Below are 12,369 nucleotides of genomic sequence, written 5' to 3' on the forward strand. Positions count from 1 at the left end.
ACATGATTTTCTTCTTTGAATCCCCTCAAAAAGTAGTCTACGCAGTACAGACTCCACAACCTTTCGCCCAAGAAGACTTAGCAAAACTTAACTGGCTCTTTGGCGAAGCCACTCCCATCCAATCACCCGAAATCGCCGGAAAATACTCCGGGCCCCGCAAGGAAATGATCACTCCCTGGTCAACCAACGCAGTGGAAATCTCCGCCAACATGGGGATTCTGGGAATCCAGCGAATCGAAGAGTTTTTCCCAATGGCAGATGGAGATCAAATCGATCCCATGCTTCAGAAAGCCTATGAAAAACTGGATCAGGAGATCTTTGACATTCATCTGGAGCCAGAAGAAATCCAAAACATCGAGGATATCGCCGCCTACAACCAAGCACAAGGCCTAGCGCTCAGCGAGGAGGAAATCGACTATCTGAAAAATGTAGCGAAGCAATTGGGACGTCCTTTGACTGACTCTGAGGTATTCGGATTTTCTCAAGTGAACTCCGAGCACTGTAGACATAAAATCTTCAATGGCACCTTCATCATCGATGGAGAAGAAAAGCCAAAAACACTTTTCCAACTGATCAAGGAAACTTCCAAGCAACATCCAAACAGAATCGCTTCTGCTTACAAGGATAACGTAGCATTCGTACAGGGACCAAAAGCCTATCAGTTTGCTCCGAAGACCCAGCATCAAGCTGACTTCTTTGAGCAAAGAGAAATCGACACCGTGATCTCTTTGAAAGCTGAAACGCACAACTTCCCAACTACCGTAGAACCTTTCAATGGTGCAGCGACAGGTTCCGGTGGTGAAATCAGAGATAGATTGGCTGGTGGTACCGCTTCCATTCCTTTGGCTGGCACGGCAGTTTACATGACTTCCTACTCCAGATCTGAAAAAGGAAGAAGCTGGGAGAAAAATCTAGCAGAAAGACCTTGGCTATACCAAACGCCAATGGATATCCTGATCAAAGCATCCAATGGAGCTTCTGATTTTGGAAATAAATTTGGTCAGCCATTGATCGCAGGATCTGTATTGACTTTTGAGCATGAAGAAGACGACAAGCAATTTGGCTTTGACAAAGTAATCATGCTTGCAGGTGGGATCGGCTTCACCAATGCCAAATACACCAAAAAAGACGAGCCGAAAGCTGGTGACAAAATCGTCATCATGGGTGGTGACAATTACCGCATCGGGATGGGTGGATCTGCGGTTTCTTCCCTGAACACCGGAGAGCTTTCCAATGCCATCGAACTCAATGCGATCCAGAGATCCAATCCTGAAATGCAGAAGCGAGTGGCAAACGTGATCCGTGCTATGGCGGAAAATGAAAACAACCCGATCATTTCCATCCACGATCACGGAGCTGGAGGACACTTAAACTGTCTTTCTGAATTGGTAGAAAACACCGGAGGCACGATCCACATCGACAAACTTCCTGTAGGTGACCCTACCCTATCCGCTAAAGAAATCATCGGCAACGAATCCCAGGAAAGAATGGGTTTGGTTGTCGGTGCCAAAGATATTGATACCCTTCAGCAGCTATCTGACCGTGAAAGAGCTCCTTTCTACGTGGTCGGCGAAACTACTGGAGACATGCATTTCAAATTCGAAAATCAGAAAAACGGAGAAAAGCCGGTCGATTGGAATTTGGCTTACATGTTTGGTTCCTCTCCAAAAACAGTTTTGGAAGACAATACCACCCATGCTGCTTTCTCCGAAGGAGCTTATGATCCACAGGCGATCAAAGGCTATATCGAGGAAGTATTGCAATTGGAAGCGGTGGCTTGTAAAGACTGGTTGACCAACAAGGTGGACCGCTCCGTAACAGGTCGAGTAGCAACTCAGCAGACTGTCGGTGAAATCCAGGTTCCTTTGAATGACGTGGCTGTGATGGCTTTGGATTTCACAGGAAATAAAGGAATCGCAACTTCTATCGGACATGCTCCTGTGGCAGCTTTGGCTGACCCTGGAGCAGGTAGCCGATTGGCGATTGCCGAGGCTTTGACCAACTTGGTTTTTGCACCTGTTTCTGATGGTTTGAAAGGTGTTTCTCTTTCTGCCAACTGGATGTGGCCAGCTAAAAACAAAGGCGAAAACGACAGATTGTACCGTGCTGTGCAGGCCGTTTCTGACTTTGCCATCGAATTGGGGGTAAATATCCCAACTGGAAAGGATTCACTTTCCATGACTCAGAAATACCCTGACGGAAAAGTAGTTTATTCTCCGGGTACGGTGATCATCTCTTCCGTAGGTGAATGCTCTGATATCAACAAAACTGTGAAGGCTGCGGCTCTTCCAGTGGCAGGATCCAAAATCTTGTACGTTGACTTCTCCAAAGACGCAGCGAAATTAGCTGGATCCAGCTTCTACCAAGTTCTAAACAAGGTAGGAACTGAGACTCCAACCGTTCAGGACTCTGCATATTTTGCAAAGGCATTTGAAACGATTCAGGAACTGATCAACCAAGGATTGATCTTGGCTGGACACGATATCTCTTCAGGTGGTATCATCACTGCCCTTTTGGAAATGTGTTTCCCTACTCAAAACTTGGGTATGGACGTGCAGGCGGATCGATTGGCTGAATCTGATTTGGTAAAAGCCCTATTCTCTGAAAATCCGGGAATCTTGATTCAGGTAGCAGATGATCATCAGGCTGAGGCCTTCTTGACTGCTCAGGAAATTGACTTTGTAGAATTGGCGAAAGTGAATGATTCTGGAATAGTCAACTTGGAAGGAAAAGGTCTTGAATTGAACGTTTCCGAGCTTCGTGATACTTGGTTCAAGTCTTCTTATCTATTGGACAAAAAGCAAAGCGGTGAGCAATTGGCGAAAGACCGTTTTGACAACTATAAAAACCAACCACTTTCTTTTGAATTTGCTAAATCTTGGAAAGGTGACTTTGCGAAAGCAGGGATCGATCCATTCAGAAGCGAGAAAGGAAAAGCGAAAGCCGCAATCATCCGTGAAAAAGGTGTGAACGGCGATCGTGAAATGGCTTATGCGCTTTGGTTGGCAGGATTTGAGGTGAAGGACGTCCACATGACGGACTTGATCGCAGGTCGTGAAAACCTGGAAGATGTGCAGATGATCGTCTTCGTAGGTGGATTTTCCAACTCCGATGTATTGGGATCTGCCAAAGGATGGGCCGGTGCCTTCCTTTACAATCCAAAGGCAAAGCAGGCGCTTGACAACTTCTACGCAAGACCTGACACCTTGAGTTTGGGTGTGTGTAATGGTTGCCAGCTGATGGTCGAGCTAGGCTTGGTAGGAGCTGAAGACCCTGTCCACAGAGCAAAAATGCTTCATAATGCCAGTCATAAGTTTGAATCCAGCTTTGTGAATGTATCTATCCCAGAAAACAAGACAGTGATGCTTGGCAGCCTAGCTGGCCAGCAATTGGGAGTGTGGGTAGCACACGGGGAAGGTAAATTCTCCCTACCTAAAGCTGAAAGCGAATACCATATCGGAATGAAGTATAGCTATGCTGCTTATCCGGGCAATCCAAACGGTTCCGACTATGCAGTAGCGGGTATTGCCTCTCAGGACGGCAGACACTTGGCGATTATGCCACATATCGAGAGATCTTTGAAGCCTTGGAACTGGGCACATTATCCAATGGATAGAAATGACGACTTCACTCCTTGGGTTGAGGCATTTGTAAACGCAAAAGTTTGGGTAGAAGAGAAAATATGAAATCTAAAGGCTGAAGTCTGAAAGGATTTGCATTCAAACTTCAAAAATCATAATTCGAAATTCTAAAAAATCCCCTTCAAGTTTATTTGGAGGGGATTTTTTTTGCCATTTTTTAATATATTGAATCACTTTTAGTTCAGATCAAATGAAAAGCAGTTTTATACGAAGCCCAATTTTTGAAAAAAGACAAGAGTTCTGATGGAATTCAATTATGCTAAAAAGGCCAAAAACAGCTATCCAACTTATCTTTTTGAAAGAGGTGGCGACCAAAGATTTATTCAAGAATTGCTAGGCCTTAATAGTAGCAAGATCACAGTCACAATAGTTATCGGGATATACCCATGTCAGTCAAAAGAACCTCCTGAACGTAAAAAGCCCATTCGATGACTTATAAAATAATAACCAATAAACCCGTGTTTAGCGATCCAATTCAGATAAATAAGCACGGAAAATCCATATAAACAAACAAGTTAGCTGTGATTATAAACCAACAGAAATAATGAAATTTAAAGGAACCATACCACCTGAAATAATTCAAGCAATAAAAAGTAATAGATGTATTCTTTTCGTTGGCTCAGGATTATCCGCAAAAGTTGCAAGAACAAATGGAAAAAAATTACCATTATGGGGTGCATTTTTAAATGAATTACTTGATTACGCGAAATCAAAAAATGCAATATTTTGGAATGGTCCAGAAGAAATAGAAGACACCATTAAAAAAGGAAACTATCTATTAGCTGCTCAAGAATTACAAGAGTGTATTTCTCTTGGTGAATTTTCAGAATTTTTAAATTCAATTTTTAGAGATAGAAAGGTTATTCCAACCACGACTCACAAAAATGTTTTTAAAATTCCATTTAGAGCAATTCTAACAACTAATTATGATAGTTTATTAGAAGGAGCATATGCCCTAACACATGAAGGTCAAGTTCCTGTAAAATTCACGCAGGAAGATTTAAAAACAATTTCATCACCATTAAGAAATGAAGATTTTTTTCTTTTTAAAATTCATGGAGACATTGATAGACCAGAATCAATAGTTTTAGGCAGTAGATCTTATAACCAAATTTTATTTAGAACCCCTGAATATTTACACTTTCTTGAAACTTTATTCACAACTCACACCGTTTTATTTGTTGGTTTTAGTGGAAATGATATTGATATGGATTTTGTAATTGATAGATTATCAACAATCTATTCTAGAACACTTAATAAGCATTATATACTTCTTCCAAATAATAAATTCAACTTAACCGAAAAAAGAAGATTATTGCTAGATAAACGTTTAGAAGTAATTGATTACGAAGCTGATAGTAATCATTCAGAAGTTGATAATTTTTTTGATGCATTAAACGAGTTACAAACTAATAGCTCTGAACAAGACATAAAACCGAAACCAAGAAAAAGGAACTTTGATTTCAAATCAGACATATTTATCATTTCGAGTAAGAACTTTCATGATAAATATGAAAATGTTATCACAAAAACGTTATCTAAATTTAAACATATCGAAAGTCAAATGTGGTTTATAGGACTAGATTCAATAAAGGACTATGAAGATTTAAATAGAAATATTGAACGTTCTGATAATGTTGTAATGTTTTTTGATTCTGAAGTTTTAAAAATGAAAGAAATAGAATCTTTATTTGAGCTAATAACATTAAGAGAAATAGATGAAAAAATAAAGATTATTCCTATAGCCATAGTCTCAGACCCAATAAGGCTCCCAGTATTCATTAGAAGAAGGATGATTTTTATGGAAGAATTAAATGAAGAAAATCTAACCAACATACTGAAAAGTTATAAAATATAAATAACCACAGCTAACAGCAGTTTGGCAAAATGGCGGGTTCAGTACTAAATTCAAGTTCAGTTCTTCAATTGAACTTTAGTGTAAAACTGAAAATTTGTGCTTCTATTTCCGCCACTTCGCCAAGCTGCAAACCAGTACCAACCTATTTAACTTAAAATTCATAAAAAGTCCCAGCGGGACGGAAGAATGGTAGCAAAAGAATCCTGAGAATCTCCTGAGTCCCCTAGGGACTATCCTAGCTAGAATTCAAGTGATTTGCTCTTGGATCATGCCTATGGCATTCTCTTTTCGATTAGGGCTCCATTTCTACCAAGCTGTCTTGCCTCCAGCAATCGCATATGGTACAAGCTGGATATCCTACTCCACCAACCACAAAACAAAGCCATCCTACCAAAAAGCTTACTGGTTCAGCTAAAACCTAAACCAATTCACAAAAGAACAGAAGCAGTTCACCAAAAAGAATAACTGGTTTACCAAAAGATAGAACTGATTCACCAAGAAGCATAACCAGTTCAGTTTAAAACAGAAGTAGTTCTGCAAAAACTAGAACTGATTTACCTAATTGGCAAACTAGTTCAGCAAAAAGCTAAACTAGTTCTGTTCAAACCAAACTTTATTCACCTACAGAAGAACCCACTCACCTACAGGTAAACATTTTTCTATTTTTCGATAGAATATTTGGACGAATACCTCTTTTTACTTCCCATATTCAATCTTTCTGATCTTCCAGGTCATCGACCATGCCTAGGGCATTTTACACACTATATCAAAACCCTAATTACCAGCCATTAAAATGGCTGGCTAGATATACCATCATGCCTACGGCATTTATTCTACAATTCGCCAATTAGTGAGTCCCGAAGGGACGACCCATATCCTTGCCAGAGGTTTCAACCTCTGGATTATTTGAATGATATATGCTTTGGCAAAATCCCAGAGGGACGGACGATATCTATTCATCGCCAAATCTAATATTACTGTCATTAAACAATATCGGTCATGCCTATGGCATTTGTGTAAAATCCTCACTCCCTTTTTACCCGCCATTAAAATGGCTGGCTAGATATTCCATCATGCCTACGGCATTTATTCTACAAATCGCCAATTAGTGAGTCCCAGCGGGACGGCCCTCATATCCTTGCCAGAGGTTTTAACCTCTGGACTATTGGATGGAGAAAAGATCTGGCAAAGTCCCAGAGGGACGGGCGATTACTTATTCCAACTCTTTAAAAAGGTATTCCGGTAAGAAATCAATATTATGGGCTTTTAGCATCTTGAGGTATTCTTCCCTAAAGGTCATCTTTTCATGATGCTTTTCCTGATTTTTTACGTACTCAAAAATTGTTGAAATCTCCCTTTCGCTATAGGTAAACGATCCGAAACCAGCTTGCCATTCAAACCTATCTTTAAGAAGATTCGATTCATTAAACCATTTAGATGATTTTGCTTTCGTACTTTTCATGATTTCAGAGACAGCTTGCTTTGGATAGAATTGGAACAGGCAATGAACATGGTCAAAATGTCCATTAACAATTAATGTCTTCGCTCCGGTCTCATTGATCAGGTTTCCAATTACACCGTATAGATCGCTCTTAAAATTATCCCTGATAATTGCTTTCCTGTATTTGACTGCAAAAACTGCTTGGCAATACATCTTTGAATAGGTGTTTGGCATATTAGATCATGTTTCTTGGTCAAACCAATTTAATCAAAATCGACCATGCCTAGGGCATTTTGCACACTATATCAAAATCCTAATTACCAGCCATTAAAATGGCTGGCTAAATATTCCCTCATGCCTACGGCATTGTTTTGGGAATAATTTCTTATCAGTCCCAATGGGACGGCCCCACTAAGCGTAGTCTGCGACTAGGCTTTTTTATTTTTTTGAATTTCGAGTTCATGATACCCAGCTATCCCGATAATTAACGGGACAAGTGGCAATTGAATCTCAAAATCTCCAATCTCTATTCTCTAAATCTCTAATCTCTAAAATATCGAACACCGAATGATGAATTTTGAATAATGAAGATTTGGAAATCCTTCTCCTCTCTATTTCTCGTACTCAATCTCCCTAATCTTCCAGGTCATCGGTCCATTTGGGGTTTGGACGACAGCTTCCTCACCAACTTCCTTTTTCAGCAAGGCCTGAGCCATCGGTGAATCGATGGAGATATAGTCCCTCCGCTGAATAATCTCCTCTCCTCCTACTACACGAAGGCGGATCTTGTGCCCTTTCGTATTTTCGATCTCGACCCAAGCTCCAAACATGACTTTTCCTTCCTGAAAAGGAGCATAGGAAATCACCTTCAGATCATCGACACATTTGCGTAGGTAGTGCACCCGCTTGTCTATTTCCCGCAGGCGCCTTTTATTGTAATGGTAGTCCGCATTTTCCGAGCGATCTCCGAGACTAGCCGCCCAAGCCACTTTTTGGGTGGTTTCAGGACGCTCTACCTTCCAGAGATGATCCAGTTCTTCCTTGACCTTTTCCAATCCCTCGGGGGTGATCCACATGGTTTTCATATCGGTAATTGAGTTTTTTGGGCCGGCAAGTTTAAGCATTCGATGTTCGAAATTCAAAAATAATAGCTGCATGTGTCTCACCTAGGCCTTTTTGAAAATGTAATAAGGGTCCGTGGAGAAACGGACCGAGGCGAAAATGCAATGAAAACGATCCGTGGTTACACGGATCAGGGCGTAGGAACAAAGCTGGGCGGGCTCTAATCAAAGCAAACGATTCCGCAGTATTTGAACCACAACAGCATCTCTCTTTGCTTTGCATTCACTAAATTGACAGGAAAGAATTTTCTACAAAATCTGCGTTTCGGCAACAGAAAGTCCAAAATGATAAAATCCGATGGAAGCTCTTTTGTACCAAACTTCCGTCTCCGGTCTTCTTTCTTCCGACCCTGATTCGTAAAAAGAAGTCGCCGTTTGGAATAGTTTCAATATATCATAAACACATAAAACCTTCATGAAATCAACCTTATTGACCCTTTTATTTGCCTTCTCTTTGATCGTATGCAAGGCACAGGAAACCAGACCCGGACCTCAACTCCCGCCAGAAACAGGCGAAACATTCAAAGTTGGAATTGCAGGATACACCTTTGCAAGATTTGACCTCGACAAGGCACTTGAAACTTTGAAAGCCCTGGATGTACATTACCTCTGCATCAAAGATTTTCATTTGCCTATGAATAGCACCGATGCTGAAATCGCAGCTTTTCATGAAAAACTGAAAGCACATGATGTGACTGGATATGCCGTAGGTCCCATCTATATGAAAACCCAGGAGGAAGTGGATAGAGCATTCGACTATGCCAAAAGAGTCGGTGTGAAGCTGATTGTGGGAGTTCCTAATGTGGAGCTACTTCCCTATGTCAATGAAAAAGTGAAAGAGTATGATTTCAAATTCGCAATCCATTTACATGGCCCAGATATCGCCATCTACCAAGATGCCGACGATGTTTGGAACCATACCAAAGATCTAGATCCAAGAATGGGCATGTGTCTGGATATAGGACATGATACCCGGAATGGAAAAGATCCAGTGGCAGATATGGAAAAATACCACAGCCGAGTCTTTGACATGCATATCAAGGACGTAACAGGACCTTCCAAATCGGGCTATTCCCTAGAGGTAGGTCGAGGCATCATCGACTTCCCAGCAATGGTAAGCATGATCAGAAAGGTCGGCTACACCGGGGTTTGTAGCCTGGAGCACGAAAGAAATATGGATAATCCATTTATGGGGATTGCCGAATCGCTGGGCTATTTCCGTGGGGTGATTGAGACGACGAAGAATTAACAAAGCTAGAAACAGGCATAAAAAAGGCTGGATTCGAAAGAATCCAGCCTTTTTTGATATTTATCTTCTGCTCCCAAATCAATCCTTCACGATCAGCAACAAGAAGAAAATTGGATGGATGAAAAACTTAGAGTTCTTTGATTTTAATGTCTTTGAACATCACCCCTTGCCCCTCACTTTGAAGGCCGATATATCCTGATTTTAGAGGTGTTCCATCGACTTTTATAGCTGGGTCAAATCGATTGGCTGTTCCTCCGCCGATTTGAGGATATTTATAAGTCAACACAGTATCTCCATTGACTAAGTGATGAACGATCGAATCCTCATAGACAATCAAATCTGCTTTCACCCATTCATCCCATTGGAAAGTTGGACCACTGGAATTGATGCAATGTCTCGGGTCTATTTTTCCTTCGAATTCTATATCCGTACCCGGAGAACACATATTTCCAGTCGGTCTTGGGACACCTTCCTTCTCTTGAGCATACATTTGCCACTCCACTGAGATCGGCCAATCCTGCTCTTTCAAAATGGTTTCGGGAGCCTGGGAATGGAACATCACCCCGGAATTTCGATAGGTATAGCTCGGCGCATCTTCCATAAACTGATCTGTGAATCGATACATCCAAGTCAGTTGGTAGGAAGAAAATGGCTTTTCGTAAAACAAGTGTCCAAAGCGGTCCTCAAACTTTTCATAGCCATCATAATTGACCACGATCACGCCATCGACCACCCGAAAAGTATTGGCATAATTGTCACCTGTCTCATGATGATGGATCTTGGGTACCCAGCCCGTCAAGTCTTTGCCATTGAACAAGTCAACCCACTCTGATTGAGCAGTTTGCTCCGGTTCGGACTGGACAGTATCGGGCTTATTGCCGCAGGAATGAAGGAAAATCCCTGAAGCCATCAGGGCAAAAAGTGTAAAAGATTTTTTCATAGCAATGTGTTTAGCGAGTAAAATAGGGAAAAATGAAATGGAAATGCGGAAAATAAGATCAGCGATTTCCCTGATTTCTGCCTACGATCATTTGAAATCTTCCCGGAAGGATTTTGACTCGTACTTTTTCAGGCTTTCCTTTCAGTTCTCCGTCGATCTGAAAATTCGCCCGATTCAAGTTTTCGATTTCACAGGATTCAAAAGACCAGGACTTCAACACCTTGCCCTCAGGCACATCTCCATCGAGCATGCTTTTGGTGATTTTCAAAAAATCCTCCCAATTGTCCACATCATGGGCCACTACTTCAAATTTTCCATCATTCATCTTTCCCATGGGATTGATAATAGCTCCAGTGCCGTAGCGATCTCCATTGGCGATCAGCAGCATTCTGGATTCGGTTTCCCAAACCCCATCACCCGAGCGAATCCGAAAGGGCTGCGGCTCGGCCTGAAAAATCTGCGAAAAAGAACTCTTGATATAGCCCAGCATGCCCCTTGTCCCTTCCTGCTCAAATTGATGAATCATATCGGCATTTAAACCAAAATCGGACAAATGCAGACAGAGCTCTCCGTCGATCTCAACCCCATCGATGGGACTGGACTCCAGGTAACGAAGGGCCTCCAATCCATCCTCCAGCAAATCTATGCCCAGGCACTTGGCCAGGCCGTTCGCTGAGCCCATCGGCAAGATCGCCAGGGGAATCTCCGCCGGCAGCACCTCCGCTACCAGCTTCACGGTACCGTCTCCTCCTCCTGCTAGAACCAGACTGGGGCTGAGCGATTCGATTTCCCGCTTGACTTTCTCAGAATCATCAGTTCCGGTCGTCTCATACACCGCCAAATCAAAACCTCTCAAGTGCATCAAAATCCTCTCCTGCAGCTCCTTCACAGGAATGTGTTCATCTCCCGAATTTGGGTTGTAAACCAGCAAGGCTACTTTTTTCATTTTTGGAAAAGTTTAAGTGATTGTGCTATTTCGATGGCTTCCTCTGTGTTTTTGACAAAGTGAAAACCCAAGGAATCTTTCATCTGATCTCGCTCTGGCAAATTGGTGGATTTTGACCGAACTTCCCGTATAAAAACGGCCCGAATCCGATCCGGAAACTCTCGTTTGATCTCGGCATAGATCTCAGGATCATGCTGCCCACTATCTCCCATCAATACAAAATTCATTTCAGGAAAAAAGGACAGCAAAAACCTGATTTTTTCAGATTTGTGATGATGACTGCCGCCGCCGGATTTCCAGATATTTTTCAGATTGATATGCTTGTCCTTGAGTAGAATCGGCCCTTTGGGAATATTTCTGTATTCCAGAAAATCCTCAATCAGATCAAAAAGGGACCAATCACTGCTGGACACATAGAAAACCTCGTAGGCTCCTTCTACTTTCAGGTTGTGATAAAACTCCGAAACTCCTGGAAAGGGTCGACGGGTGTAGGCATTTTTGGAAATGGACAGCCAAAACTTCTTCCCGATCTCTGTGGCATGGGAAATCAAAATCGTGTCATCGATATCGGAAATCAGGCCATGCTTCCCTCCCAGCCTGGTGATGGATTTTTGAACAGGCACGGCCTGGTAGTCTTCCTTCCCGACCAGCTCAACTTGAACCCGCTCTTCTTTGCAATAATCAATCAGGCACTCAAACACCCCGTCTTGATCTGTTGGCACCTCTACTTGAGACTCGCCGGTAGTGATCCGTACCTGCACATCTGCGATGCTGGAAACGGAATATCTGCGGATCGCAGCGAGTATATTACTGAGGGAATTATTTCTCGCTTTGGGTAAACTCTGCCTCTTAGATGTGACTACCCTCCCTTTGACAAAAACCTCTTTCCCATTTGAAATAGCCAAAAAGGGTTCGATTTCAACACGTTTCTTCTTATCTAAAAATAAACCTAAAAAGGACATAGACATTTGTTAGCATTTCAAGTGTTGGTAAAACAACAATTGAACCAGACGAAGGTTTTAAGTTAGAACGAAGGGAAGGTTTCCAAATCCGCTGTGAAATCTCTGCGTTCCCCGCCTCGCTGAGGTAAGAAAAAATAAAACCTTCGAGGTTTGCGAAACCTCAAAGGTTTATAAAAAGCTTTCCCATTGCTGAAAATCTCTATTCAAAAGA

Annotated in this window: 9 protein-coding genes; 3 read left to right on the forward strand and 6 right to left on the reverse strand. The window is 42.0% G+C overall.

The features are described 5' to 3' along the window. Positions 1-2: 2 nt before the first annotated feature. Together purL and G460_RS0106935 are read left to right on the forward strand one after the other, a co-directional pair. Positions 3-3,686, forward strand: a complete 3,684-nt coding sequence (purL, locus tag G460_RS0106925) for a phosphoribosylformylglycinamidine synthase (RefSeq protein ID WP_026954674.1) — start codon at positions 3-5, stop codon at positions 3,684-3,686. Positions 3,687-4,185: 499 nt separating this feature from the next. Beyond that, positions 4,186-5,499, forward strand: a complete 1,314-nt coding sequence (locus G460_RS0106935; RefSeq protein WP_026954676.1) for an SIR2 family NAD-dependent protein deacylase — start codon at positions 4,186-4,188, stop codon at positions 5,497-5,499. A gap of 1,213 nt (positions 5,500-6,712) precedes the next feature. Here the strand turns inward: G460_RS0106935 and tnpA are convergent. From tnpA to G460_RS23160, 3 genes are all read right to left on the reverse strand, one after another. Next, entirely contained in the window at positions 6,713-7,174 is a 462-nt protein-coding gene (gene tnpA / locus G460_RS0106940) for an IS200/IS605 family transposase (RefSeq protein WP_026954677.1), read from the reverse strand. 377 nt (positions 7,175-7,551) lie between these two features. Further along, positions 7,552-8,016 (reverse strand): transcription elongation factor GreB, encoded by a 465-nt coding sequence (greB, locus tag G460_RS0106945; RefSeq protein WP_245578710.1) that lies wholly within the window; start codon positions 8,014-8,016, stop codon positions 7,552-7,554. 294 nt (positions 8,017-8,310) lie between these two features. Continuing rightward, positions 8,311-8,478, reverse strand: a complete 168-nt coding sequence (locus G460_RS23160) for a hypothetical protein (RefSeq protein WP_157366880.1) — start codon at positions 8,476-8,478, stop codon at positions 8,311-8,313. On the opposite strand from G460_RS23160, the gene G460_RS0106955 reads away from it, so the two are divergent. After that, positions 8,477-9,310, forward strand: coding sequence for a sugar phosphate isomerase/epimerase family protein (locus G460_RS0106955; RefSeq protein WP_026954679.1), 834 nt, complete (start codon positions 8,477-8,479; stop codon positions 9,308-9,310). The genes G460_RS23160 and G460_RS0106955 overlap by 2 nt on opposite strands. A gap of 127 nt (positions 9,311-9,437) precedes the next feature. Here the strand turns inward: G460_RS0106955 and G460_RS0106960 are convergent, their stop codons facing one another. Genes G460_RS0106960 through G460_RS0106970 form a run of 3 tightly spaced genes read right to left on the reverse strand, consistent with a single transcriptional unit; the run spans position 9,438 to position 12,101 of the window. Beyond that, positions 9,438-10,250: a 3-keto-disaccharide hydrolase gene (locus tag G460_RS0106960; RefSeq protein ID WP_026954680.1), complete on the reverse strand. Its 813-nt coding sequence runs from the start codon at positions 10,248-10,250 to the stop codon at positions 9,438-9,440. Between the two features lie 58 nt (positions 10,251-10,308). Next, the gene (locus G460_RS21565; protein WP_051315952.1) at positions 10,309-11,196 is read right to left on the reverse strand and encodes a diacylglycerol/lipid kinase family protein; all 888 of its coding nucleotides are present in this window, start codon (positions 11,194-11,196) and stop codon (positions 10,309-10,311) included. Beyond that, positions 11,193-12,101, reverse strand: a complete 909-nt coding sequence (locus G460_RS0106970) for an App1 family protein phosphatidate phosphatase (protein WP_169817502.1) — start codon at positions 12,099-12,101, stop codon at positions 11,193-11,195. Before G460_RS0106970 ends, G460_RS21565 begins: the two co-directional genes overlap by 4 nt. Positions 12,102-12,369 lie beyond the last annotated feature (268 nt).

Origin of the sequence: Algoriphagus vanfongensis DSM 17529, assembly GCF_000429465.1 — a bacterium.
Taxonomy (GTDB): Bacteria; Bacteroidota; Bacteroidia; order Cytophagales; family Cyclobacteriaceae; genus Algoriphagus; species Algoriphagus vanfongensis.